The 26012-nt window shown below is 68.3% G+C and carries 23 protein-coding genes and 2 pseudogenes; 19 read left to right on the top strand and 6 right to left on the bottom strand.

The window, feature by feature from the left end:
* The first annotated feature begins 143 nt into the window (after nt 1–143).
* The 6 genes from K2224_RS27000 to K2224_RS27025 all read left to right on the top strand — a co-directional run bounded on the left by K2224_RS27000 (nt 144) and on the right by K2224_RS27025 (nt 9339).
* Nucleotides 144–1730 carry a S1 family peptidase gene (locus tag K2224_RS27000; protein WP_260693355.1) on the top strand — a complete coding sequence of 529 codons (1587 nt, stop codon included), beginning with the start codon at nt 144–146 and terminating at the stop codon, nt 1728–1730.
* A 162-nt stretch (nt 1731–1892) separates the two neighbouring features.
* Nucleotides 1893–3737, top strand: a complete 1845-nt coding sequence (locus tag K2224_RS27005; protein WP_221909184.1) for a lytic transglycosylase domain-containing protein — start codon at nt 1893–1895, stop codon at nt 3735–3737.
* A gap of 100 nt (nt 3738–3837) precedes the next feature.
* Complete coding sequence (locus tag K2224_RS27010; RefSeq protein WP_221909185.1) at nt 3838–5697, top strand: hypothetical protein; 1860 nt, start codon at nt 3838–3840, stop codon at nt 5695–5697.
* A 61-nt stretch (nt 5698–5758) separates the two neighbouring features.
* Nucleotides 5759–6493 (top strand): DUF4328 domain-containing protein, encoded by a 735-nt coding sequence (locus K2224_RS27015; RefSeq protein ID WP_221909186.1) that lies wholly within the window; start codon nt 5759–5761, stop codon nt 6491–6493.
* A 121-nt stretch (nt 6494–6614) separates the two neighbouring features.
* Nucleotides 6615–8492, top strand: a complete 1878-nt coding sequence (locus K2224_RS27020) for an FG-GAP-like repeat-containing protein (RefSeq protein WP_221909187.1) — start codon at nt 6615–6617, stop codon at nt 8490–8492.
* A 223-nt stretch (nt 8493–8715) separates the two neighbouring features.
* Nucleotides 8716–9339 carry a hypothetical protein gene (locus tag K2224_RS27025; RefSeq protein ID WP_221909188.1) on the top strand — a complete coding sequence of 208 codons (624 nt, stop codon included), beginning with the start codon at nt 8716–8718 and terminating at the stop codon, nt 9337–9339.
* Nucleotides 9340–9665: 326 nt separating this feature from the next.
* Here the strand turns inward: K2224_RS27025 and K2224_RS27030 are convergent, their stop codons facing one another.
* Nucleotides 9666–9875 carry a hypothetical protein gene (locus tag K2224_RS27030; RefSeq protein ID WP_221909189.1) on the bottom strand — a complete coding sequence of 70 codons (210 nt, stop codon included), beginning with the start codon at nt 9873–9875 and terminating at the stop codon, nt 9666–9668.
* A complete protein-coding gene (locus K2224_RS27035; RefSeq protein ID WP_313904794.1) occupies nt 9875–10627 on the bottom strand; it encodes a methyltransferase domain-containing protein in 753 nt (250 codons plus the stop codon). Before K2224_RS27035 ends, K2224_RS27030 begins: the two co-directional genes overlap by 1 nt.
* Nucleotides 10628–10734: 107 nt before the next feature.
* Between K2224_RS27035 and K2224_RS27040 the strand changes: the two genes are divergently transcribed.
* The 6 genes from K2224_RS27040 to K2224_RS27065 all read left to right on the top strand — a co-directional run bounded on the left by K2224_RS27040 (nt 10735) and on the right by K2224_RS27065 (nt 15130).
* A complete protein-coding gene (locus K2224_RS27040) occupies nt 10735–11895 on the top strand; it encodes a sensor histidine kinase (RefSeq protein ID WP_260693356.1) in 1161 nt (386 codons plus the stop codon).
* The gene (locus tag K2224_RS27045) at nt 11892–12542 is read left to right on the top strand and encodes a response regulator transcription factor (RefSeq protein ID WP_221909190.1); all 651 of its coding nucleotides are present in this window, start codon (nt 11892–11894) and stop codon (nt 12540–12542) included. Before K2224_RS27040 ends, K2224_RS27045 begins: the two co-directional genes overlap by 4 nt.
* A 266-nt stretch (nt 12543–12808) precedes the next feature.
* Nucleotides 12809–13294, top strand: coding sequence for a hypothetical protein (locus K2224_RS27050; protein ID WP_221909191.1), 486 nt, complete (start codon nt 12809–12811; stop codon nt 13292–13294).
* Between the two features lie 97 nt (nt 13295–13391).
* Nucleotides 13392–13700, top strand: a complete 309-nt coding sequence (locus K2224_RS27055) for a hypothetical protein (protein WP_260693357.1) — start codon at nt 13392–13394, stop codon at nt 13698–13700.
* A gap of 667 nt (nt 13701–14367) precedes the next feature.
* A complete protein-coding gene (locus tag K2224_RS40825; RefSeq protein ID WP_260693358.1) occupies nt 14368–14799 on the top strand; it encodes a hypothetical protein in 432 nt (143 codons plus the stop codon).
* A gap of 142 nt (nt 14800–14941) precedes the next feature.
* On the top strand, nt 14942–15130 hold the full coding sequence (locus K2224_RS27065) for a hypothetical protein (protein ID WP_221909192.1): 189 nt from the start codon (nt 14942–14944) through the stop codon (nt 15128–15130).
* A gap of 466 nt (nt 15131–15596) precedes the next feature.
* Here the strand turns inward: K2224_RS27065 and K2224_RS27070 are convergent, their stop codons facing one another.
* Nucleotides 15597–15923 carry a hypothetical protein gene (locus K2224_RS27070; RefSeq protein ID WP_221909193.1) on the bottom strand — a complete coding sequence of 109 codons (327 nt, stop codon included), beginning with the start codon at nt 15921–15923 and terminating at the stop codon, nt 15597–15599.
* 361 nt (nt 15924–16284) lie between these two features.
* Between K2224_RS27070 and K2224_RS40830 the strand changes: the two genes are divergently transcribed.
* The 3 genes and pseudogenes from K2224_RS40830 to K2224_RS27080 form a co-directional block, all read left to right on the top strand.
* Complete coding sequence (locus K2224_RS40830; RefSeq protein ID WP_260693359.1) at nt 16285–16584, top strand: hypothetical protein; 300 nt, start codon at nt 16285–16287, stop codon at nt 16582–16584.
* A gap of 68 nt (nt 16585–16652) precedes the next feature.
* Entirely contained in the window at nt 16653–17177 is a 525-nt protein-coding gene (locus tag K2224_RS40835) for a toprim domain-containing protein (protein ID WP_260693360.1), read from the top strand.
* A gap of 791 nt (nt 17178–17968) precedes the next feature.
* Nucleotides 17969–18085: pseudogene (locus K2224_RS27080) on the top strand (IS5/IS1182 family transposase); the annotation flags it as partial.
* 62 nt (nt 18086–18147) lie between these two features.
* Here K2224_RS27080 and K2224_RS27085 read toward each other — a convergent pair.
* The 3 genes and pseudogenes from K2224_RS27085 to K2224_RS27090 all read right to left on the bottom strand — a co-directional run.
* A complete protein-coding gene (locus K2224_RS27085; protein ID WP_221909194.1) occupies nt 18148–18456 on the bottom strand; it encodes a hypothetical protein in 309 nt (102 codons plus the stop codon).
* Nucleotides 18453–18737 (bottom strand): HYD1 signature containing ADP-ribosyltransferase family protein, encoded by a 285-nt coding sequence (locus tag K2224_RS41735; RefSeq protein ID WP_399020145.1) that lies wholly within the window; start codon nt 18735–18737, stop codon nt 18453–18455. Before K2224_RS41735 ends, K2224_RS27085 begins: the two co-directional genes overlap by 4 nt.
* 44 nt (nt 18738–18781) lie before the next feature.
* A pseudogene (locus K2224_RS27090) lies at nt 18782–20651 on the bottom strand (RHS repeat-associated core domain-containing protein); the annotation flags it as partial.
* Nucleotides 20652–22370: 1719 nt separating this feature from the next.
* Between K2224_RS27090 and K2224_RS40840 the strand changes: the two are divergent.
* The 4 genes from K2224_RS40840 (at nt 22371) to K2224_RS27110 (ending at nt 25370) form a co-directional block, all read left to right on the top strand.
* A complete protein-coding gene (locus K2224_RS40840) occupies nt 22371–23015 on the top strand; it encodes a MarR family transcriptional regulator (RefSeq protein ID WP_260693362.1) in 645 nt (214 codons plus the stop codon).
* Nucleotides 23012–23593, top strand: coding sequence for a helix-turn-helix domain-containing protein (locus tag K2224_RS27100; protein WP_221909195.1), 582 nt, complete (start codon nt 23012–23014; stop codon nt 23591–23593). Before K2224_RS40840 ends, K2224_RS27100 begins: the two co-directional genes overlap by 4 nt.
* Nucleotides 23594–23706: 113 nt before the next feature.
* Nucleotides 23707–24357, top strand: coding sequence for a plasmid partition protein (locus tag K2224_RS27105; RefSeq protein ID WP_221909196.1), 651 nt, complete (start codon nt 23707–23709; stop codon nt 24355–24357).
* On the top strand, nt 24354–25370 hold the full coding sequence (locus K2224_RS27110; protein WP_221909197.1) for a hypothetical protein: 1017 nt from the start codon (nt 24354–24356) through the stop codon (nt 25368–25370). The genes K2224_RS27105 and K2224_RS27110 overlap by 4 nt, the downstream gene beginning before the upstream one ends.
* The last annotated feature ends 642 nt before the right edge of the window (nt 25371–26012 follow it).

Raw genomic sequence — 26012 nt, forward strand, 5'->3', positions numbered from 1 at the left:
CTGACGGTGGGTTCCTTCACGGCTCCCACGGCGAGGTCCAGCTCGTCGGCTGAGCCGGACCGGCCCTCCCCAGGCCGCTCCGGCCACCTCTCACACGACTTATGGAGAAAACCGTGTTCAGCAGACGTCCACGCGGCGCGTGGATGACCGCAATCCTCACCGCCGCCGTCGCCGCCGGTGCGCTGACCGCCGCCCCGGCCCACGCCGTGGTGGGCAAGCCCGCCACGGACGAGGCATACGCCTTCGCCGCGAAGCTCGACATCGGCAACGGCATGCGCAGTTGCTCCGGCGCACTCGTGCACAAGCAGTGGGTGCTCACCGCCGCCAGCTGCTTCGCGGCGAAGCCCGAGAAGAGCTTCGAGATCGCCGAAGGCGCACCGAAGTGGAAGACGACGGCCACCATCGGCCGCACCGACGTCACGAAGGCGACGGGCACTGTTGCGGACGTCGTCGAGCTCGTCCCGTACGAGGGGCGCGACGTGGTGATGGCGAAGCTCGCCAAGCCGGTCACCGGAGTCACCCCCGTGGCCATCGGGGACACCGCACCCGCGGCGGGTGAGGAGCTGAAGGTCGCCGGCTTCGGGCGCACGAAGACCGCATGGGTTCCCGACCTTCTGAACAGCGCGGCGTTCACCGTGGACTCGGTCCAGGACGGCTCGATCGGCATCAGCCCCAAGTCCCCCGCGGACGGAGCGGTCTGCAAGGGCGATACCGGCGGCCCGGCGCTGCGGGAGACCGCCGGCGGCGTGGAGCTGGTCGGCGTCAACAGCACGTCCTGGCAGGGTGGTTGCCTGGGCACCGACGCGTCCGAGACCCGCAGGAGTGCGGTCGACACCCGTGTGGACGGCCTCGGCACCTGGGTACAGAAGATCGGTTACCGCGATGTCTTCGCCAAGTCGCCCTGGGACAAGGCGACTCACATCGCCTCCGGGTACTTCACCGGCGGCTCGGCCGGCGGCACCCGCCACATGGACCTCATCGTTCGCTGGATCGACTCCGAGGTCACCCTCTACCAGGGTGCGGACGACAAGGACGCACGTCACCCCTTCGTCGCCGAGTACCAGCTCGGGAAGCCGCTGAAGCAGGACCCGAAGACCAACTGGCAGTACGTCCAGCAGATGACGGGCGCGAGCTTCGGCAACGGTTCGGACGGACTCGTGGTGCGCTGGGTCGACAGTGAGATGACCCAGTACACGCAGGTGGACAAGAAGGGCTTCCACGGCGAGAAGCGGCTCGCCGTCGCCGACCGCAAGGGCACCTGGTCGCACCTGAAGAACATGACCGCGGGCCGGTACACCGGCAACGCTCAGCGCGACGACCTCCTGGTCACCTGGGACGACGGCCGGGTCACGCTGCACCCCGACCTGAACACCAACGGCCTGGCGGAGAAGTCGAAGAAGACGCTGGCCCAGAAGAACACGACCTGGCCGTACGCGACGCAGATCGCGGCGGGCGAGTTCACCGGGAAGAAGACCGCCGATCTGCTGGTGCGCTGGGTCGACGGCGAGACGACCATCTATCCCGGTGTCGACGCGGCGGGCCTCCACGGTGAGATCAAGATCCAGCCGAGGAAGTCCCGCATGACCGACGCCAACGTCGTGGGCGTCGGCGCCTTCGTCGCGAACGAGGCTCCGAACGACGTCCTGGTCCGATGGGCGAACGGAAAGCTCACCCTGTTCCCGGCCGTCGACGCCGCCGGTCTCCACGACGAGATCAAGCTCTGGGGCTGAACCGACAGCCGTCGTGAAAAGGTCCGGCCGACCAGCGCGGTCGGCCGGACCTCCCGGGCCCGCCGGCGGGCGGCACCGGCTCCCGCTGTGTCCGCCGCCCGCCCCGATCCCCCGTTTGCCGTGCTCGTCCGTATCTCCTTGAACCCGAGGATCAACCCACCCGTGAAGCTGCCGCCGTCCCTGTCGTCCGTCTTCTCCATGCTGCTCGCACGCCGGGTGCGTCAGGGCCTGTGCGTCTGTGCGCTGGCCGCCGGGCTGACCGCCGGCTCCGCGCTGAGCCCGCTGTCGGTCGCCGGTCCGCCGAGCGCCGATGCCAGCGACGCCACGCCCGACGCCGACGGGCCGCAGGCCCGGAACCGCGGCGTCCCCGACCTCGCGCCGCCGCATACCCCACGTCAGGGACGAGACGGCGCCTCGAACGAGTCCGGGGCAGCCGGCGACGTCGAGCGGGGTACGGGCATACCCGCCACCGCACTGGACGCCTACAAGAAGGCCGAGCGGACACTGAGCGTCGCCCGGCCCTCCTGTCACCTGCCCTGGCAACTGGTCGCGGGCATCGGCCGCGTGGAATCCGTGCACGCCTCGGGCTACGGCCTGCGCACGGACGGGACCACCGCGAAGCCGATCCGCGGACCGCGCCTGGACGGCAAGCAGTTCGCCCTGATCCGCGACACCGACGGCGGCCGCTGGGACGGCGACGCCGAGTTCGACCGCGCCATCGGGCCCATGCAGTTCATCCCCTCCACCTGGGCCACCCGAGGGGCCGACGGGAACGGCGACGGCATCGACGATCCCAACAACATCTACGACGCCGCCCTCGCGACCGGCCACTACCTCTGCGCCGGCAGCCGCGACATGAACCGCCCGGCCGACCTGGACAAGGCCGTCCTCAGCTACAACAACTCGCGCGAGTACGTGAACGCCGTACGGGGCTGGATGCGCACCTACCAGGGCGGCAAGGTCGTCGGGACACCGGACGACGCACCCGCCGTCCCGCACCACCCCGACCCCGCGCAGGCCCGTCGGCCCGCCACCACGGCACCTTCCCGGCCCGCCCGGACCGTCCCCGGCTCCGCCACCCCTTCCCCCCGCCGGCCGGCCCAGGCACCGGATGCTTCGGCAACCCGCCGTCCCAGTACGCCCGTCAAGCCGTCCACGCCGGCCCGCCCGGCCGGAAAGCCGGCCAAGAAGCCCGAACCCGCAACGCCGGACCGCAACAAGGACACCGGCCCCCGCCCCGCCACCGACCACCGCACCGTCACCCGCCTGGAACTCGTCGGGGACGAGAACCTGGGTGACCGGACGGCGGGCCAGGCATTCGAACGGCGCGCGCAGGTGCGCGTCCTCGACGTCCATGGGCACGGTGTGGCCGACGTCAAGGTGACCTACCGCATCACCGGCTCCACCGGGGCCTCCTTCCCCGGGCAGGGCACGACCGCCACCGTCACCGCCGACCGGCGTGGCATCGCCGTCGCGCCCGCGCTCCGGGCCGGCGACCGCACCGGCCCCCTCGGCATCGTCGCCACCGCCCCCGGACAACACGGCCCGGTCACCCGCACCTTCGCAGCGACGGTCCGGCCGGCACCCACGCCCACCGCCGACCGCCTGGAACTCCTCGCACCCGGGACCGAGCCCCTGCGGGCCGGGATCAACAGCCAGTTCCCCGAACTCCCGCAGGTCCGCGCGACGGTCCACGGCAAGGCCGTTCCCGGGGTGCGCCTCACCGCGACCCTGCTCGACGGCACCGGCAACGGCAACGGCAAGAACGACAGCAACAGTGGCAACGAGGAAGCGTCCCGGCAGGCTGCCGTCGGTCCGCACTTCGAGGACGAGCACGGCGGGCCGGTCCGCACCCTCGCCCTCCCCGGCACCGATGCCGAGGGCCGGCTGAGCCTCCCGCAGCTCTTCACCGACGAACACCGAGGCGCCTACACGCTCCGCCTCACCACCCCCGAGGGAATCTCCTTGGACGTCCCGCTCATCGTCGACGAGCCGGCCGCCTCATAAGCCGTCCCTAAGCCACCCCTGAACCATCCCCGAACCAGCCCCGCATTCCCCCACTCCCGCCTTACCGCATTCCCACATTCCTGCCGCCAACGGAAGTTCCATGAGACGAATACCTTGGGCACGCACCGCCGCCCTGGGCCTGTGCGCCGCCATCGCCCTCACCGCCCCCACGCCGGCCTCGGCCACCCCCGCCGCGGGCACGTCGCCGCAGCCCACCCGGCAGGCGACGCCGGACGAGATCCGGCAGGCCCGGGAGACCGAGCGCTACTGGACCCCGGAACGCATCCGCTCCGCCGTACCCGTCGACGCCGCGGACGACGCACCGCGCAAGGGGCTGGAGGACGTTCCGCAGAACGCGCCCAAGCCGCCCGGCAGTCGGCAGAAGCGTTCGCTGCTGGAGCCCAGTCACCTCGTCGACGAGGGCATGGCCACGGTCGGTGTCTTCCTGATCCGCGACGCCAAGGACCAGGCGACCCCCAACCAGTTCTGCACCGCCGCGTCCGTGGCCTCGCCGAACAAGAACCTGATCACCACGGCGGCCCACTGCCTCAAGAAGGCGTCGGGCCTCAACTTCGCCTTCGTCCCCGGCTATCGGACCGGTGGCTCGGCGGCCGGCCAGGTGGGCGAGGCCCCCTACGGCGTCTTCCCGGTGAAGCCGGGCAAGATCTGGATCGATCCCCGCTACCAGTCGTCCACGCCCGACGACGACGTCGACTTCGCGTTCCTGCACGTCGGCCCCAACTCCCAGGGCCAGCTCCTGGAGGACGCCACCGGCCGCGGCAACACCCTCACCAGGGTGCCCGCCACCAACCTCGCACGGGCAGGCATCACCGTCGCCGGCTACCCCGGCGGGCAGAAGACTCCCCTACAGTGCACCAACGACACCACCGCCTTCCAGGGCCGGTTCATGGAGATCAAGTGCGCCGGCTTCCGCGCCGGCGTCAGCGGCGGACCGTTCCTGGAGAACTTCGACGGCACCCGCGGCGACCTGGTCGGCGTCATCGGCGGCTACAAGACCGGCGGCGCCTACGACCACACCTCCTACACCTCCCAGTTCGACGACGACGTCTTCCGCCTCTACAACCAGGCCGTGGGTGACACCCCCACGGACACCGGCAGCGGCGTCGGCATGGGAGGTTCCGGCACCTGGCAGCACGCCGGGCTCATGGCCGCCGGCCGCTTCCACACCGCCTCCGTACGCAACAAGAACAGCGACCTGATCGTGCGCTGGTCCGACGGCGAGGTCTCGCTCCACCCCGGCAACGGCAGGTACGGCTTCGGCAAGGACATCCAGCTCGCCAAGCACAAGACCTGGCAGCAGGCGAAGTTCATGGCCGTGGGCGACTTCACCGGCAGCGGCAGCCAGGACCTCTTCGTCACGTTCGCCAACGGCACGGTGAACCTGTACCGGGACGTCAACGAAACCAACAAGCTCAAGAACCGGGTCGAGTTGCGCGGTCCCAACGGCACCTGGAACCACGTCGTCGCCATGACCGCCGGCCGTTTCGGCGGCGGCAACACCCGCAGCGACGACCTCGTCGTGACGTGGTCCGACGGCGAGGTGACGCTCTACCCCAACGTCGACGGCAAGGGCGTGCACGGCGAGCGGCAGCTCATGCCGCCGCCCAACCGCACCTGGCCCTTCGCCCGTGACCTCGCCGCGGGCGACTTCGACGCGGCGACGGGCGACCAAGACCTCTTCGTCCGCTGGGTCGACGGCGAGGTCAGCGTCTACGAGGACATCGCCGCCAGCGGGATCGGGCCGAAGCGGAAGGAACACCGGCTCCAGCCCGGCAAGTCTCCCTGGCGCGACGCCACCCTTGCCACCATCGGGTCCTTCGGCGGCCCCGCCCGCCAGGACGACGTCGTCGCCCTGTGGACCGGAGGCGGACTGACCCTGCACCCCGACACCACGAGAACCTCCGTAGCCCCCGGGCTCACCCTCGTACCCCGGTCCTGAGGCACCTGGCAGTCGTCAGTCGTCACAGTCATCACCGCCCCCCAGAACACCGGGAGTTCACATGTCCCACGCGCCTGTCACACCCCCTCCCCCGCCGTCACCGCCGTCGCCGTCGCCGTCGCCGTCGTCCGGCTGGTCGGCCGCACCCGGACCGCAGGCCGTGCTCCGCTCGCCCGTCGGGCTCTCGAAAGCCGTGATGATCCTGCTCGGCCTGGTCGTCGTCGCCGACCTGTTCTCGCTGTGGCAGGGCAACCACTCGTACCAGCTGATCGGCAGGCTCATCGGCGACGTCGACTCCGTGACGCCACGGGAGATCGACCAGGCGGACACCCTGTACCGAACAGCCGGGATCCTGCAGGTCGCGGTCACCGTGGCGACGGCCGTGGTCTTCATCGCCTGGTTCCACCGCGTCCGCGTCAATGCGGAGGTCTTCGCCCCGGAGCACCACGAGAAGAAGCGCGGCTGGGCGATCTGGGGCTGGATCGTGCCGGTGGTCAACCTGTGGTTCCCCCGGCGGATAGCCACCGACATCTGGAACGCCAGCGCCGGCGAGCGCTCCCGTTCCACGGCACTGCTGAACTGCTGGTGGGCACTGTGGGTCCTGAACCTGCTCTTCGGCCGTGTTGCCAGCCAGCGGTACACCAGGGCCACGGGCCCTGAAGAGATCAAGGGGGCGTACGCCGGGCTCATGGCGAGCGACCTCTTCAACATCGCGGCAGCCGTTCTCGCCGTCCTCTTCGTGCTTCGCCTCACGCGCATGCAGCACGAGAAGGCATTGCGGGGGCCGGCGACCTGAGGACCGGGAGGCGTTCCCGCTCCTGCCGTCCCGACTCCGAACCGTGCCGAACGGCGCCGGAGCCCATACGGCACCCCACCCTTCAACTTGGCTCCTACGCCAGCGATTCAGGAAGAAGTACATGCACAGCACACGTCCGCGTACCACGTGGAAGGTCGGCCTTCTCGCCACCGCCACGGCCGCCGTTGCGCTGGCCACCACCCCGGCGAACGCCGTGGTCGGCGAGTCCGTCAAGGACAGCACCTACACGTTCACGGCGAAGCTCGACATCGGCAACGGCGAGCGCAGTTGCTCCGGCTCCCTGGTGGACAGCCAGTGGGTGATCACTGCCAGCAGCTGCTTCGCCGACAACCCCGCCACCGGCTTCAAGATCGCGGCCGGCGCGCCCAAGCTCAAGACCACGGCGACCATCGGCCGTACCGACCTCACCAGCCAGAGCGGCCAGGTGTCGGACGTGGTGGAGCTCGTGCCCCGTGCCGACCGCGACCTGGTGATGGCCAGGCTCGCCGAGCCGGTCCCGAACGTCAGCCCCCTGGCGCTCGGCTACACCGCACCCGCCAAGGGCGAGACCCTGGAGGTGGCGGGGTACGGCCGGACCAAGGACCAGTGGGTCCCCGACCGCCTCCACGCCGCCGCTTTCCAGGTCGACTCGGTCGCCGACACCTCGATCGGCATCACGGGGAAGTCGCCGGACGGCGCCGGCATCTGCAAGGGTGACACCGGCGGCCCCGCCTTCCGGAAGACCGACGGCGGTCTTGAGCTGGTGGCCGTCAACAGCCGCTCCTGGCAGGGCGGTTGCTTCGCCTCGGCCGAGACCCGCCGGGGCGCCGTCAACACCCGCGTCGACGACATCAACCCCTGGATCCAGCAGGTACTCGCCCGCCCCCAGGAGCAGCTGACCGCGTCCGCCGACTTCAACGGCGACGGCAAGGACGACCTCGTCATGCTGCACAACTACGGCAGGTCCAAGGACGGCCGCAACGAGGCCGGCCTGTGGCTGCTCGACGGCACGGAGAACGGCTTCAAGGCACCGCGAACCGTGTGGGACAGCGGCACGGACAGCTGGAACTGGAACGCCAGCAAGCTGGTCGCGGGCGACTTCGACGGCGACGGCAAGACCGACCTCGCCGTGCTGTACAACTACGGACGCACCGACGACGGCAAGCGCAACCAGACCGGCCTGTGGATCTTCTCCGGCACCGGCAACGGCTTCAAGGCACCCCAGAAGGTCTGGGACAGCGGCACGGACAGCTGGAACTGGAACGCCAGCAAGCTCACCACCGGCGACTTCAACGGCGACGGCAAGACCGACCTCGCCGTCCTCTACGACTACGGACGCACCGACGACGGCAAACGCAACCACACCGGCCTGTGGATCTTCTCCGGCACCGGCAACGGCCTGAAGGCACCCCAGAAGGTCTGGGACAGCGGCACGGACAGCTGGAACTGGAACGCCAGCAAGCTCACCACCGGCGACTTCAACGGCGACGGCAAGACCGACCTCGCCGTCCTCTACGACTACGGGCAGACCGGCAACGGCCGCAACCAAAGTGCACTGTGGGTCTTCTCCAGCACGGGTGACGGCTTCAAGGCACCCCGCAAGGTCTGGGACAGCGCCTCCGACAGCTGGAACTGGAACGCCAGCAAGCTCACCACCGGCGACTTCAACGGCGACGGCAAGACCGACCTCGCCGTCCTCTACGACTACGGACGCACCGACGACGGCAAACGCAACCACACCGGCCTGTGGGTCTTCTCCAGCGCCGGTGACGGCTTCAAGGCACCCCGCAAGGTCTGGGACAGCGCCTCCGACAGCTGGAACTGGAACGCCAGCAAGCTCACCACCGGCGACTTCAACGGCGACGGCAAGACCGACCTCGCCGTCCTCTACGACTACGGCGTGGGTACGGACGGGCGCCGTACGACCGCCGCGTGGACCTTCACCAGCACGGGCGAGCAGTTCACCGCACCGCGCAAGGTCTGGAGCAACGCCCTGTAACCGCAGCGCGATTTCCTGGGGCCGACGCTTTCCCGCGTCGGCCCCACGGCTTTGGGCGAGAACCGGCAACAGAACTACGCGAGAAATTCCACCGCCTTCTCCGTCCTCGAACGGCGCAACCTTGCCCGCCGTTGGAGTGGGAAATCTGCGCGCCTGCGTGAATTGCGGCATCCGGAGGTACTCATCCCGCATCCGATTTCCCTCCCAGCAGGAGAAAAACACGATGCCTCCCTACATAGGCCGTTGGCTTGCCGCAGCGGCGCTCGCCGCAGCGGCAGTCGCCCCTCTCGCCGGTCCGGCCCAGGGCGTACCTCAAGTCCGGACCCCCGGGGTGAGCGATGGCCACGGCCGCGCTCAGCGGCACGACGGGTGCGACGAGTGCCGCGGCGACGACGACGGATTCGGCGCCCGTGACCTCGACCCAAGGGGCATCGATCCGGGGGACATCGGCGGGGGTGACGGCGACCGGGGCGACGGCCGGGGGCACGACGGGTGCGACGAGTGCCGCGGCGACGATCACGGATTCGGCGCCGGCGACATCGACCCGGGAGGAACCGACCCGGGGGACATCAACGGAGACGGCGAGCGCGGCGACGGCCAGCGACACCACGAGTGCCACCAGTGCCGCGGCGACGACGAGGGTTACGGCTACGGCCACGGCTCGCGCGATGTCCGCCCGAAGGGCGTCGGCAGGCACGGCAGCCAACGGCGGGACGGGGACGGTCTCGGCCTGGACGACCCCTTCCCGTTCGACTTCGACGGGGGGTTCAGCTCCGGACTCTTCTGCCTGGGACCGTTCGGCTTGGACCCGTTCGGCTTCTGCCGGACCCTGTCCAGTTGGTTCTGACCCCCGGGCAAAGACAAGCAGCGACCGCAGAACGGGGCCTCCGGCATGAAGCCGGAGGCCCCATTCCAGGATGAAGTCCCAGGTGGAGCGGACGAGTCGGCCTGTACGCCGGGCTTCGACTCACGGCAGAAGCCCACGGCTGGAGACCTGCTCAGAAACCATGCCAACGTACGGGTGTCGGAAAACCGCAGCTCAGCGGAGGACGAATCCCACTCACCGTCCCACTGACCGCGGCAACCGACACGACGTCACCCAGCTGATGCCACTGCTGGATGGGTGGAGCACACCTTCGCGTGGTTGCACCGGTTCAAACGCCTGCGGATCCGCTACGAGATACGCGCCGGCCTCCACCCGATGACGGCGGGCAGCGCCGGCATGCCCGCATACGCCAGGCCGCCCGCAACCAGCAGCAGTCCGAGAGTGGGCACGAACGGGCCGCGGAAGAGCACCGACTCCAGCGCCACCAGCGCCGTGATCACGAGGTACGCGGCGGGTGGCGGCACCGTCGTCAGCAGGTCGCCGGGCGTCATCGTCATCACTGGCCGAAAGAATCCGAGTCCGTGCCGTATACACACCGCTCGGGTGCCCTCAGGTGCCGAACCCGTGCGGGCGGCAGGTTGCGCCACACGACGCTGTCGCCATTCACATCGCCGTAGCGGGCGGAGAACTCGGCCAGTACGGCCGCCACCGCGCGGTACCGGGCAGTCTCGGCGCGCCGGGCGAGCAGGGTCCGTAAGGACAGCGTCCCGAGATAGCCGAAGAAGGTCAGATGTCCGCCGGGGACCAAGGCGGTCAGGTACCGATCCATCAGGGAACGCACCAGGTCGGGGGCGAAGTTCATGAAGGGCAGGCAGGAGACGATCACGTCGTAGCTGTTCTCGGGCAGGGGGGTGTGGCAGATCGACCTCGGGATGATCCGGATCTGCTCGGATGCGGCGGCCAGCACCGGGTCCGTCCGCAGCGCCTCGGTCAGCAGTCGCACGAAGTGGGGGTTGATCTCGACGGTGTCCAGCCGGTCGCCGGGCCCGATGCCTTCGGCCAGGGCGCGGGTTACCGTGCCGGTTCCCGCGCCGACCTCCAGGACGCGCAGAGGGCTGCGGCCGTTGGGGGCGGGCAGCGGCGCGGCGAGCCGCCGCGCGAGTGGGGAACCACTGGGTGCGACCGCGCCGGTGGTGTGCATGGCACGGGCGGCTTCCCGGAGGAACGCGGTGGGACCGTTGCGGCGTGGAGTGGTGGTCGGGGTGGTGATCACGGGAGCGGTCGGGACGGTAGCCGGTGTGTGGTTCATGTTCACAACGCTAGGTAGGGGCCGCAGGTGTTCCATCGGCCGTTCCACTGCGGTCACCCCGTACCAAAGTAGGGGGTGACGACCGTCAACTAGCCGATGCTGGAGTGGTGTTGCGGACCCATGCTGATCTGGTGGACAAGGTGGCGGGACGGGCCTGGCCGTGGTGGGCCGAGGCACTGATGATCTGCGTCGTCGGTGCGGGAACGGTGCAACAGGCGTATGTAGGTGCGGGTGGCACGCTGTTCAGCCCCCGCGTCGGGGTGGCCGTGGCATTGGCCCTCTCGGTCTTGCTGCGGCGCCGTTGGCCGGTGTTCGCCATGGTGAGCACCATGGTCGGCGCGTTGCTCCTGGGGCTGTTCTTCCCGCTCTTGGTCGTGTTCTTCTACCGAGTGGCCCAGGGCCGGTTCGTTTTCGAGGGGCTGTGCGTGGTGGCCGCGATGGTCGGCAGTTCGCTGGCGCATCCGGGGAGCAGTCTGTGGATGACCCGTAAATACGGGCCGCTGATGGTGCTGCTGGTCGCGCTGATCATCGGGCTGTGGACGGGCAACCGTCGCCGGCACGTCGCCTCGCTCGCCGAACAGGTCAACCGTCTGCGAGTGGAGCGCGAACTCCGCGCCGAGCAAGCCCGGTTGGAGGAACGCACCCGGATCGCCGCCGAGATGCACGATGTGCTCGCCCACCGGCTCACGGTCATCGCTCTGCACACCGGTGCCCTCCAGCGGCGGTCCGGCGAGCTCCCCGAGCCGGTGGCCGACCGGATCGGCCTGCTGCGCACCGCGTCCACCGAGGCGCTCGGCGATCTGCGGGACGTGCTGGGTGTGCTGCGCGGCCATGACACCGGGGAGAGGCCGGCCTCACGGGTACCCGGTCTGCCCGAACTCTCAACAGTGATCGACGAGGCGCGGGCGGCCGGACAGCAGATCGAAGCAGTCATCGAAGGCGCCCCCGACTCCGTACCGGCCAGCCATCGGCTGGCCATTCACCGCCTTGCGCAAGAAGCCCTGACCAACGCCCGTAAGCACGCTGCCGGAGCGACCGCGCAACTCCAGGTGCGCTACGGTCCGCCGCAGTCCACGGTGGTGATCCGCAACCCGGCCGGCGTCTCGTTGGAGGCCGCGGCCGAGGGTTCGGGCTACGGCCTGGTGGGACTGGCTGAGCGGGTCGCCGCGCTCAACGGCCGTCTGGAGTACGGTCCTACGGGATCGGGAGGGTGGCTGGTGGCTGCCGCCATCCCGCTCGACGACGGGCACAGTAAGGGGGCGGCGTGATCCGAACGATGATCGTCGACGACGACGGCCTGGTGCGGCTGGCGCTCGCGGACATCCTTCAGGACGCCCCCGGCATCACCGTCGCCGCACAGGCATCCGACGGCCGGGAAGCCGTCCAACGGGCCAGCGCGCAGCGCCTGGACGTCGTGCTGATGGACGTGCGGATGCCCCACATGGACGGTATTGAGGCCACCAGGCGGCTCGTCGCGCTGCCTGAGCCGCCCAAGGTCGTGATGCTCACGACGTTCGACCTGGACCAGTACGTCTACGACGGGTTGGCTGCCGGCGCGGTCGGCTTCCTGCTCAAGGACACCGACCCTGCGGACATCATCCGAGCCGTCGAGGTCGTCGCCGACGGGCAGGCCATGCTGCACCCCTCTGCTGCCCGACGGCTCATCGAGCACCATCACCACACGGCACGCGGCGCCTCGACAGCCGCCCAGACCCGGGTGGAGCGCCTGACGCCACGCGAGACCGATGTGCTCAGGCTCCTGGCCCGTGGTGCATCGAACGCCGAGATCGCCACCGGGCTGGGTATGCGAGAGAGCACGGTGAAGGCGCACGTCAGCCGCATCCTGGCAGCCCTCGAGGTGGACAATCGGGTACAGGCGGCACTGTGCGCCAAGGATGCCAGGTTGGCGCACTGAGGCCCCGGACAATCATCCTCTTAGCCAGACCCGGGCCGACCACGAAAGCCGGCTGCGGGGCCTGGAGCGATGGCGCTACGCCCTGCCCTTGGCCGCGATCACCTCCCTGGGCACGCTGATCGCGGCCCTGGTCAACGCCGCCGGAAGGCTTGATTGCCTTTGGCCGGTGTCCTGTTCGTGGTTGGGGTCGGGCCTGGTCAGTCCCGTGCGTCGTAGCGGACGCCCGCTACGCCAACGAGCTGGACGCGCTCCGCATGGAGGGCGTCGTGGTCGTTCGGGTGGAGCGACCAGGCGCCGGCCCGGACGGTGACGCCGGCCTCCACCCCTCAGAACTGGAGCTGGACGGCATCACGCCGGACCACGTGCTCCGCAACACCGGGACGCTGTCCGAACTCCGCCACGGCGTCCGCGCATTGTTCGACAAGTTGGGAGAGCGAATGTTCGACCTGATCCGCCAGGCCATCCGGGACAACCCCGTACGGGTCCGCACGACCCTGGGCGCGTTCCCGGTACTGGTGGGCCACTACATTCCCGCCGTGGCCGATGTGGCCGTCAATGACCAGGCCATGGACGCGATCACGTTCCTGGTGATCCTCTTCCTGAGTGCGGGCGCGTCGCGGAAGGCGGCGGCGAAGTACAACCCCGGCACCCGTGCCGGAGGAGTCGGTGGGCGACGGCACCGGTCGATAGCGAAGGGCAAAGGGCCCGGACGGACAGCGTTCCGCCCGGGCCTTCGCCCTATCTGGGGCTGAGTTGGCCCCTGTGGGTGCCTGTCACGGGCCCCAGTCGACACCGCTGTAAGCGACTGAGCGCGGCCCCTGGCGGGCCGGTGAACGAGTGGAGAGACCCGTGGCAGCACTGAACACGATCAGCCGGTCCGGGAGCCGGTTCTACGTGGACCCCGAGACCGGCGCCACGGCGCCCGGCGTGACGTCGGTCCCGTCGATGCTGCCGAAGGGGTTCCTTCCGTTCCGGGCAGCCAAGAAGGTGGCCACGGCGGCCGTAAACAACATCGGCTTCCTGGTGGGCCTGGCCATGAACGACCAGGCCGGCGCTATCGACTATCTGAAGGGCGCGCCCCGGAGGGTGACGAAGGAGGCGGCCGATACCGGGTCGGCGGCACATGACGTGTTCGAGCGCCTTGCCCGCGGGGAGTGACCCGCTCCGGTGTCCATGAGGAGGTGGCGTTGCAGCTCGCCGCGTACGCGCACGCGGACCGCATCGTCCGCGCGGGCACCGGGGCGGAGACCGGCGCCCGGCGGCGCGCGGCGTAGGACTGACGTTCTCGTCACGCGCCGCCAGGCGTCGTCGAATTCCGCAGGTTAGTAGATGTTCCCGACGCTGAAGTCGCCATTTTGGAACGGCGGTTCATCTGCGTTCGCCGTGGCGGCACCCGCGAGTGCGGCAACGGCAGCCAGTGCGACAGCGGCGAGAACGGTTCGTATCCGCATGATGTGCGCCTTTCACTCTGGATCGAGATCTTGCACGTTCACGATTCCAGCGGCAGAGAGCGCACACTCGTCATGTTGATCCATTCGAGGCTGTCACGGCCCCCAGTGCATGCAGATGGCGAGAGGCCCGGCCCGCGCGCCGGGCCTTTTCGCTGCCTCTTTCCAACGCACTTCCCAAGGAGAGCCAGCAGCGGCCCGCACCTTCCGCGTGTTCGGCACCGACCCCAACGCCCGCCCCAAGACGATCACCTCCGACTACGTGGGCCGGTTCCGTGCCGGGCAGCAGCTCAACGGCCGCGCCGTCGCCCTGGAGGCGTGGCGGATCACGACCGGTGACCCGGAGGTGGGTAAGGCCGTGGCGGAAGCTGTACGGCGTGGCCGGCCGCCCGACCCATGCCTGCGATGGCGTGGAGTTCACCGACCCGGAGGACCCGCGCCGCGGTCAGCCGAGCGGGTGCCCCGCCACAGTTCAGGAACGTAAGGCGGCGGCCAAGGCCGGTCATGGCCCGAAGCCGGTCCAGCGCATCGAATTCCGCCTGGCCGACGCGCCGGAACTGGGCAAGTTCCGGCTGATGACCGGGAGCTGGGACTTCATGAAGTCCCTGGAATCGCTCTGGCGTGAGCTGGAGGCTGTCGGCGGCCCGGCTCTGTGCTCCCTCGGCCTGGAACTGGTGGAGTTCACCACCAAGTCCGGTGTGGACGTGGCGTACCGAAAGCCGGTGCTGAAGGTACTGGGCCCCGCCCCGGACAAGGTCCCGACCCTCCCGTCGCCGGCCACGGTCACCGCGGCATCCGCCCCGTACTGATCACGCACGGCCAGGCCGGCGGGCCGGCCTGACCACCGGGCCGGGCCCGCCCCTTCCAAGACACGACAGAGGAGAGACACATGGCGAAGCGTGGCCACATTCACGACTTCACCGGCCAGAGATCCGCGAAGGGGAAACCCTGGTGTACACGGCCCGCCGGGGCCATGGCGTGCCGATGGTGGAGGCCACCGTCCTGCGGACCTACACCGAGAACTACAACGGCCGCATCCTTCCCATGCTGAAGGTGAAGCCAACCGGCAACGAATCCGGCTGGGTCAAGCGGTCCACGTTCCGGGGGGAAAAAACGATGGCGCGGAGCACGTGGCCGTGACGATCCCGGCAGAGGTGTCGGCCGGTGTTTGACGTGCTCCTGGTCCTGGTGGCTATCGCCCTGGCGTTGTTCATCGTCGGCCGTATCGCTTGGTTCCTGCTGACCATGGCCATCGGCCTGGCCCGCACGCCCCGGACAACGTGACCCGGCCGGCGCAGACTGGCGCCAAGGACGTGGGAGACCTCCACGCCCGACCGTTCGTCATCGAGTGCAAGGCGGAGCGCTCCATCCGTCTGGCCGACTACGTACGCCAGGCCAACAAAGGAGCCGACCACGCCGGGGTCGCGTACGGCGTCGCGGTCGTCAAGGCGCCTCGGCGGTCGGTCGAAGACGGGTACGCGACATGGACCTGGCTACGTTCGTCCGTGTACTGGCGGCACTCCGCGAGACTGGCGAGCGCAGACGCTGACAGGCCCCGGTGCCGGGCTGATAAGCCCGGCACCGGGGCCCATCTTCACTGGTTCCCTTACCTGCCGCCGCCGTGGCCGCCGCCCTCGCCGCCGCCCTGGCCGCCGAAGTCGTTGTTGCAGCCCATGCGGGAGCCCATCGGGGTGGACTGCGCACCCGGCGATCCTTCGCCGCCGAGCGCGCTGCCCAACAGGCCGTTCACGATCCCGACCTCGCCGAGGACATTCACGTTCAGGTCGTGCGAACGGCACTGGCTGCCCTGCCTGATGTCGAACTGGCCGCCACCTGCCCCTCCGTAGGCGTAGGCGTTGGCGGTGCCTGCGCTGAGGATGGCGATGCTGCCGAGGGCAGCGGCCAGGACGGCCGCCTTGTGAAGCTTGTGCATTTTTACTCCGGAAGTTTGCGCGGATATGTACCGCTATATGCAGATCCGTACAGTTGCGGAAGGCTAATACGAGATGTAATGAAGACATTCGCCGACGCGCCGGATCGATCCGACCTTGTCGAATGCTGCGACCGCCTCATCAGCGGGCGGGTCACGGACCCCCGTGCATGGGGCCGGACACGCCCGCTTTCGCATGAGGAGAACCCGTGACGACCCCGACCAAGGACCTGACCCAGTTCCTGGCCGCCTTCCCGGAGGTGCTGGAAGAGCGGGGAGAGTACGGGGTTCCCTGCCCCGTTCACGACGACCACCGGCCCAGTCTGTTCTTTCGGCTGAAGGAAGATGGCCGGCTCCTGGTGCGGTGCTGGCGGGGTGCGAGCGGCACGCGATCCTGGCGGCCCTGGGCATGTCGGCCCGGGACCTGTTCGACTGGGTGCCTGGTGACGGCGCGCGGGTGTCGGCCAAGCCGGCACCGGGCGACCTGGACCCCGGGTGCCTGGCGGCCCAGGCCCAGTACGTGGACACCACCACGCTCGCCTTGGGCCCGGGCCTGGACGACCGGTTCCCCTACCGCTCCACCGCGTACCAGAAGTACGCCCGACTGACTGTCCGTCTGCACGATTTCAGCGGTCGCCCCGCGGCCTGCAAGGGCGGGACCTGAGCGGACACTGTCCAGCACGGTGGCTGTCGATCAGCAATCCGGAGGACGCAGCCTGGAGCAAGTACGGCGTGTTCGCCGCCCACAGCGGCTTCGGCACTGTTCTGATCACCGAAGGACCCGGCGACGCGTTGACGGCCGTGGGCGTCGGTTACGACGCCGTGGCGATCCGCGGGGCCGGCCTGGCACGCAATGACGCGCTGGTCGAGGAGCTGGCCAAGGGACTCCAGGACCGGGACGTGGTGCTGGCCGGCGACCGCGACACCGCAGGAGCCCAGTTCACCGCCGCCCCGGCGGACGCCCTGGTCCGCGCCGGGGCCATGGTCCGCCGCCTGGATATCCCCCACGCCGGGGACGACCTGACCGACTGGCGAGCCCGCGATCCGGAGGCGTTCCCCGAGCAGCTCCACGCGGCCGTTCGCCGGGCGCCGCTTCATGTCATCGACCAGTGGATGCGGGTACCTCGCAAGACATCTTCGGCCAGCCCAGAACCGCCGTGTAAGCGCGCACAGGGGCCGTCCCGACCGGGCGGCCCCCTTCGCATGACACTACGCGGTGGGCTGACGGCCGACGCGTCATCACGGAGCCCGCGTTGATCACCCACCGCCACCAACTGGCCGGCGACCAGACCACCATCCGTACCTGGAGAGAGAAGACGACGTACGCCACGCCCGGGCTGGCTGACCACACACCAGCCGCGATCGCTGGCACTGGACACCGAGACCGGCGGCCTGGACACCTTCAACCCCCGTCACCGACTCCGCACCGTCCAATACGGCACCCCAGATACCGCGTTCGTCAGATACCGCGTTCGTCGTCGCCGTCGAACGCGGGCCCGCCTTCACGGAGCTGGCCCGCACGGTGGTGGCCCGGGGCCCGGAGCTGGTGATCCACAACGCCGCCTACAACCTGTTGGTCCTGGACCGGCACGGCGTCGCGTCGCTGGAGGCCGTCGCGCCGCGCGTACGGGACACCAAGATCCTGGCCCACCTCTCCGATAGCCGGCAGGACAAGGAAACCGGCTGGGCTCAGGTCCCCTACCAAGACGAGGTCTACCAGCGCTACGCCGGCCTGGACGTGCTTTTGGCCGCCCGTCTACGCCCCCACCTGGAACGTGAGCTGGTCCGTCACGGCATCCCGGACACTCTGGTGGGGTACGAGCACCAGCTCATGAGCATCTGCCCGGCCATGGAGCGTCGCGGGATGCTCCTGGACGTGCCGTACACGGAGGGCCTGGTGGAACGGCTCCGGAAGCAGGCGGCCACACACTCCGGTGCTGTTGCCCATGGCCGACATGAACGACAAGTGGGAGCTGCCGGAGGCCCGCACGCCCAACCCGCTGGCGGACGCGGCACTCCGCGCCAAGCGGGCATCGACGTGGCGTACGTCGTACGCCGAGACCTGCCGCCGCCTGCACCGCCGCTACGAGCGCAAGGCCGAACACTTCCTCGCCTTCACCGCCATCGCCTGCACCCTCATCTGCTACCGCAGACGCACCAGTTGAGACGACTTCTTAGGCAGGTGATTTGTGCGCAGCGCTGAGGTTCACCGCGACATGGTGGGCGGTCAGTCCTGGCGGCGGTGGTGTCTGTCGTGACCCGCATCGTCGGAGTACACGAATCCTTCCTCCGCCATTTCCTCCACCGCTTCAGCGCCGATGGCCGATTCGAGCAGGTCGCCGAAAAGCCCTCGCAAATGGGCAAGTCTGGCTGGGACCCTGCGCTCGGCGAGGTAGTCGACCAGGATCACGGGGTCCGCGCCTGCCCCGATCCGGGACAGGATGCGGTCGAGGGACACCACGAATTCTTCGAGGTCTTGGAAGGCCAACGCTGCGTCGTCGACCGGCAGTGGCAGGTTTCCGCTTGGCGTGTTCATCGGGCCACCCGAATGTTCGTGACTTCCAGGTCCCCGTCGGCGACCCATTCCGTAAAGCCAAATTTTGAATTATACCTGGACGAGACGCGATCCGCGGGCGCGTCGAACTCAACGACGTTGTTCCCTCGACCGCGGCCGATTCCGAGTTTCGCTTCGGCGTCGCGCGGACTCATCAGTTTCCCCTTGGCGGGAACCATGAAGACCTTGTTCTGGTCGCTTGCTCTGATGACGCCACTGTCAAGGATTCCTTGTTTTCCACGGGAGTTCGTGTAGTGCCTCATCCTAACCGTCGGGGCGGGCTTGTCCTCCGCCTTCTTGTTCGGATAGGGAGAGAGCCCCTGTGGGTCGATCCACATGAGCGGGTTGGAAACATACGCGACAGGATTGTCTGCTGGCTCCAGTCCCAGTGGATCGGCCGACAGGTATCGCCCGGTCTCCGGATCGTAGTGCCGGAAGTAGTTGTAATGGAGGGCCGTTTCGTCGTCGAAATACTGCCCTGGGAACCGCAGCGGTGTGTACGCGGTGGCGGTGCGGTTCCAGGTGAGGGTGCCCCAGAGGGTGGTGCGGGTGCGCCAGGCGATCTCGCCGGTTTCGGAGACGAGTTCGGTGGGAGTGCCTGCGAGGTCGGTGGCGATGAGGAAGAAACGCTCGTCGATCACGGACTGGGGCGCTTGGGACAGGTCGGATGGCCAGCAGCCGGGGACGGTACCGGACGCCGCGTCAGGGACGGGACCGGCACCGCCGCCGGTCTCCGTCCCGGCCTCTGGACATCGTGCTGCTACCAGTTTGCGTTCGGTCTGTGCGACCGGTGCCCATCCGAAGTGGTCCCAGGTGAGCGCGATGGCCTCAGTGGCTGCCGGAGCGTAGCTGACCTGTTCGGCAAGGACGGTACCGTCCCAGGTGAAGTCCGTTCGCTCAGCCACTGTCCGGTTGTCCGGCCCTAGCCTCTCCTTGGCGATCCGGCGCCCGAGCGGGTCATAGCGGTACCGCCACTGCGTCCCGTCCGGGGTGGTGACGCCGGTGAGGCGGTCCTCGGTATCCCAGGTGTAGTGCCAGCTTTCGGATGAGCGGGAAAGCCGGACCTTTTGGCGGAGGGTGGTGCGGCCGAGCGCATCGTGTTCGTAGCGGATCCTTCCGGCACGGGTGACGCGGGTACCGGTGTAGGTGCGTTCCCCGCAGGCAGCCGAGCCAGGGTGTCCGTCAGGCCATTCGGCGTGGGTTTGGTTGCCGGCCTCGTCATAGGCGTAGGACTCGGTCCAATCGCCCGCCTGAACCGCGGTGACGCGGCCCAGGGGATCGAGAGTGAACGCGCGGGTGATCCCGCTGAGTTGGTCGTGGAGAGCGGTGAGGTTGCCGTCGTCCCGGTAGGTGTAGCCGCGTTGCTGGAGCGGACGCGAAGGGCTTATGGCGCTGGTCAGGGTCTGGGCGCTGAGGCGGCCGGTGGGATCCCAGACGTTGGCCAGCGTAAAAGTGTCACCGAAGGAGCGGGTGGTTTCGCGGCCCGCGGCGTCGTGGATGCTGGTCAGGACGCGGCCGGCGGAGTTGAGGACGGTACGGTTGCCGGCCGCGTCATAGCTGTAGGTGGTCGTATGGCCGGCCGGAGTGGTTCGGCTGGTCTGTCGGCCGAGGGCGTCGTAGGTTGTGCTGATCGTGCGGCCGTTGACGGTTTCCGCGGTAACCCGGCCCAAGGCGTCACGCACGAGCGTGACGGTCGCGTCGGGGCCGACGGCCTGCAGGAGGTTGCCGGCTGCGTCGTGGTGATAGCTGGTGAGGTACCCGGCCGCGTTCTTCTCGGTGATACGGCCGGCGGCATCACGTGTGAAGGCGATCGTCTCGCCAAGTGCGTTCGTACGGGTGGCGAGCTGGCCGGCGCCATCGTAGGTGTAGGTGAGGACGCGTTTGTCGAAGTCGGTCTCGGAGACCAGGCGGCCGGCTGCGTCGTATGTGTAGCACCAGGTGAGGCCCTGCGGGTTGGTGACCTTCTGCAGCCGGAGTTCGGTGTCGTGGAGGAACTCGTGCCGTGTTCCGTCGGGGTCGGTGCGCGCCGTCAGCTGTTCGAAGTGACCGTACTCGAACGTGGTGACCTGACCCAGGGGGTCGGTGTAGCTACTGCAATTGCCTTCGCCGTCATGTGTCCAGGCTTCCTCGGTGCCGTCCGGGTTCCGCCGGGCGGCGAGACGGCCTTCGGGGGTCCAGCGGTAGAGACGGCAAATGCCTGTGGCGCTTCCGCGCATCCGAGCGCGTATCTGGTCCGACCAGGACACTTGCCCAGGGGGCTCGAACCTGCGGCCCCTTGTGACAGGTTCTGCGTCGCGGCCTCCGTTGCTCACGTGCTCACGACGGACGTGCTCGCCTCCGGTCGGGTGCGGCATCGCGCCGGGTCCGTGTTCCACATCGGTCTTGGCCACACCGCTGCGCCAGCGATCCCCTGCGGACGTACCCCTGTCGGGCCTGGCGCGCGTACACACCCCAGTGCACAACCAGTGCACATTCGCGCGGGAACTCGCGGGAAACCGCAGGTCAGGGAGGGCAGCGCGGCAGGGTGCACAAAGGCCCCGACCGGGGCGTCTTCGCTGGTCAGGGCGGGAAAAGCGGACGAGTCGGCCTATACGCCGGGTTCTTCCGCCTCACCTCTCTGACCAGCGCCTATGGGAGTCGAAACGGCTGTGACCTGCTAGGACGGGTTGCAGAGGCGATCGAAGGCAGTCGGAGGTAATCGCTCTGATTCGACCCCGATTCGACCCGGGCCGCTCGGAGGCAGTCAGAGGCATCCCCTCTGTTTTCTGTCTCCGAGTCCCGCCCAGGTCGGTCGGCACGAATCAGAGGGAGCCCTCCGGCAGCACTCCGGTTTGCCCTCGGCCGAGTGAGGATGGGGACGCCTGCCTCCAACAGGAGCCAGGCATACGAAAGCCTCCAGGACGGCAATCCTGGAGGCTTCGCTGGCACCGATTGGAGGTCGGTTCCGGACACCACCGCTGGTTGTAGCGGGCCACGGTGACGTCCACGTCCTTGCGAGACGACGTCAGGATGCCACACAGCTCCCCCTTTACGCACTGCCCAGACAAAGCTTCTACTCCAGCAAAAACCCAACCAGAGGCAGCCACAGCCACTCAGCTCACACCCCTGGGACTTCATCAACTCCCCACGGCTGCTGCCGACCTGGTCCTCCACGGAGATCTGACCGGCCGATACGCGTCCGGCAGCTACAGCAAGCTCGGCCCCGACCGCCGAACCCTTGTCCAGCGCCAGGACCGGCAGGGCGTGGCCGATCACGGCCACCGGATCACCGCGGCCATTGCCTGCCACGTCGCGCGTCTCGGCGGCACGGTCGATCAGCTGATGCGTCTGCTGATGCACCCCGACCACGAAGGTGGCCAGCTCGTCCAGACGATCGCGCTGCGCTCCGGGCAGGCCCGAGCGCACGACTACGTCCATCGCGTCTGGGCCAATGCCTGCGCGACGATCAGCAGCACCGCGGCAGTGGAATCCCGACAGCACGCGCACGAAGATCTCGCCGCACTGCGCAGCCGCATAGAGACCACCCCGTGGATCGGTAGACGACTTCACACCGCTCTGCGGATACTCCGGGCGCACTTGAACTTCGCTGAGAAAGCCGGCGGCCGTCAACACGCCGCCAGCGAACGGCAGACTGCAGAGGAGGCGGGGGTCTCTCGGCAGACCCTGCGATGCGTGTACGAGGCAGTCCTCAAGCCGAGCGGATGGCTTCGGCGACTGAGCGTCGGCCACTGTACGGAGGGCTCCACCTGGTACCTCGGCGATGGCCCCGCTCGTCCTACCACCTCGTTGTCTCGCATCCGTACCACTCAGTGCCCCCCGACCGAACCCTTGGGGAGTGGTCCAACGATGAGACATCGGCGACGGCCGACGTCGACTCGACTGTCATCAGCCGTCTCATGGCCCACGATGCCTTCGCTCATCACGGGCTCGGTAGTTCCGCCCTGATGGTCATCGGTGCACTGCATGCACGCCCTGACCAGACCGTCACCGAACTCGCCGCCACGGCCTCCGTGTCACGGGCGACCGCGTACCGGACTTTGCACCGTCTCGCGGCCAACGGGCTCGTATTGCGAACCGACCAGGTCTGGGCATTGGCTCCTCACGCGCTGGAAGGCTTCGGGATCGGGCAGCCCTCCGGGGAAGCTGTTACCGAGGTTGTGCCATCGCAGGGCTGGAACGACATCTCCCATCGCTACGGCACCACGGGCATCGCAGCGCACCGCAAGGCACTCCACGCCTCTGAGCGCACAGCCTATCGGGCAGCGCTGGAGCAGCTCGCCGAACACCGCAGCAAGGCCACGGTCGTCGTGCGTGGCGGTCAGTACGTCCTGGTGCCCGCACCACGTGCCGAGGAGATCCCGGCCGAGTGGCGGGGGCCCGGTGGAGCAGTCCTCGACCCGACAACCGGCCGCATCGACCCCGAATGGAGGGTCGCGACCGACGGCCGGCTCATCCTCATCACCCCTGCCGACCGGCGCTCCCATGACGAGCTGGTCGCTGCACACGCCGCAGCCGTTTTTGAAGGGAATGCCGCCGCATGAGAACCAAGCCACCTCGTCTCAGTGCCGAAGCGCGTAAAAGGCAGGCGCTGGATCTCCGTACTTACTACGACGCCGGCGCGACGGTGAGCGAGCTGCAGGAGCGCACGGGGCTGTCCCACGGCACCGTGGTGAGCCGATTGCGAGCAGCCGGCACCACCATGCGAACCCCGAGCGAGACCCGGCAACTCCGCTCGGATGTCGGGCAAGTTGAAGCTCGACGTCGTCTCGCCGCCTTGCTGCGCATTCGCTACGAGAGTGGGCTGAAGGTCGACGCTCTGGCTGCCGAATGCGGGCGCTCCGCACGCACGGTGCGTCGCCTGCTCATCGAAGCGGGAACCGTCATGCGCTCCCCACGTGAGACCCGTCAACTCCAGCAATCGGCAGCTCGCCAATCGGCGGCTCGCCAACAGCCCATGGTCGAACTTATGTCCCGTTACGACGAGGGCGAGAAGGTGTCCGTCCTCGCTATCGAGTACGGCTGCTCGGACAGCACGGTCTACCGGCTTCCCCGCGAGGCCGGGGCGGCGAAGCGGCTGCGTCACCGGCCTCCTTCCCGTACGCCGGGCCCCTCGCCCTAGCTCTCGTCCACGAAGCCAGCACGGCTCCGGACTCCGGGGGTTCGCCCATTCCACCTCAGACCCGCACCTGTTCAGTCGTCCAGACCAGTGCACAAATCCGTAGGAGCAATATCGTGGCCAAAATCCACGGTCACATCAGTCCGCGTACCGCCGGAAAGACCACCTCTGTCGGGTGGTATGCACACGCTCTCCATGAGCGCGGGTTCCCGGTCATCGCCTTCGAGGCCGACTACAGCCGGCAGTTGGCGGAGTGGGACGACCGGGCCGACGGCTTCCCTTTCCCGATCCAACAGCAAGCCACACCGATGTTCTACAAGAACGTTCCCCCGATGATGGCCCCTGACCAGATCGGTGTCGTCGACTGCGGTCACGCCGAGGATCACGGCAGCATCGTGAAGAGCGTCTTGCGCGTCGCCGACCTCGCCATCCTCAACACCGCTCCGACGGCGGCGGGCATCGACCGCATCGAACGCCTCCCGATGCGCGAACTGATCGACGATGTCGCGGTACTCCGCCCGGAGGGCACTCCGCCTCCTACATGGGTACTGCTCAACCGAACGGTCGCTCGTGCCAAGGCGACCCGGCAGTGGCGGAAGTATCTCGAAGAGGACGGGTGGAACGTCTTCACCACCACCATCCCCCACCGGACGATGTACGCGCGGTCGGTTCTGAAACCGGTCACCGCGCGTGGATCTGCCTATGACGAGTTGGTCACCGAGATGATCGACCGCGGCCTCCTGCCCAAGGCGGGAGACCAGGAATGAGCAATAGCGACGACGCCGCCGCCCTGCGCGCCCGACGCGCACAGCGACAGACCCTCGCGACCGGTAGTCAGCCCGCCTCGCATCACGGCTCCGGGCGTCCAGCTGACCTTGTCGTCACCTCCGACGTGATCCCCATCCCGGTAACAGTCTCAGCATCGGGAGACCTCACTCACGATGAGATCGATCAACTTGGGGCGTGCGAGCGTGTTGTTGAGAATCTGGGCACTGCCTTTTGGCTTGCCGGCAAGGCGCTGCAATCCATCCGTGACCGCCGGCTTTACCGCAAGACCCACGACACCTTCGAGGAGTACGTCCAGGAGCGCTGGGAGATCAGCGTGCGCGCTGCCTACCAGATGATCGAGGAATGGGCCCTGACGGAACATCTCAACACGGCGTTGGGCAAACCTCCTATCGCGTCGCACACTCGCGCTTTATTGCCGATCGCCGCCCGGTATGGACTCGACGTCGCAGCCGACATGTACCAGCAATTAGGGGACCGTGCAGACAAGGAAGGGATACGGCTCACGGCCGCTATCACCACCAAGATCGTGAAGGCTGTCCTGAAGGCCGCGGGCAAGGACGCCGAGGAGGAACAGTTCATAGAGACCGCGCGGCAACTCATGAGCGCCGGTGAGCTTCCGCTGAAGACGAGCCCCGACTCCAAGCAGCGCGCCGCGCTTCCCACCGCCAGCGTCCAGCAGCAACCGCGAGCACTCGCCCCAGCTTCAAATCTGCAAAATTTTGCAGACGATCGCGGGACGGCAACGGGGCCAAAGGTGGTCCCGATCGAGAACCACATTGAGAGCACTGTCAAAGACAACGCCTCGAACAGCGACCACGCCCAGGAGTTCTTCCTGGGAATCCTCGCTCGGGCCGGGTCTCTCGAAAGGGACCTGAGCGGTGCCGAATACGCCGGTCCGTACAGCTTCAAGGCGACAAGCGCGCGCGAGGCAGTCGTCAGAGTGCTGAAGCGCATCGTCGAACGCTTGCAGGCTCCCCACTCTCACGACTGAATCTCCGACTTCGGACACGAGGGCCAATCCAAGGCTGCGGCCCGACCGTTCCACACTTCGGAGGTCAGCCAGGTAATCAGCTTCCCTTGGAGGGAGCTTGACCCCGAATCGGCGGCGCCCGACTTGATCGTCGCCCCGGGCCGCGACAGGTACAGCCCCAACCGCGTCCGTCCTGAACTCAGGCGGGTACTGCTGCTTCTTCACCCTCCCTACGAGGGTGAAGAGCCGCTGACGTCGTGCAGTACGAGTGCGTGCTGCGGCGTCCCACTGAAGTGTCGCTGCGATCTTTGGCCAGCGCGCCACGAGGCCGAACGCTCCGGCTTCAGACGTCGCGACCGGAGGGTCGCGACGAGGGCCGAAATGCTGACCCTCTCACGATCCGATGGCTGGGGACGATCCGGACCGCGTCGACCGCAACTCCGCGTCGCACTTCTTGCGTATCCCTGTGAGAGAACTTCCGTATAGCGGATTTCTCCACGCTGCGAGGGAAAGTAAACGAGGGACCTGGGCATCGACGAGGGCACGTTGGCCACATGGGCCTCCCGGGAGAAGGAGGCGTTGCGGGCCAGCTTGGACCAGGATGAGCGGGCCGAACTCGCGCGGTTGCGCAAGGAGAACCACGAGCTGCGGACGGAGCGTGAT

It is taken from the genome of Streptomyces sp. BHT-5-2 (genome assembly GCF_019774615.1).
Lineage (GTDB): Bacteria > Actinomycetota > Actinomycetes > Streptomycetales > Streptomycetaceae > Streptomyces.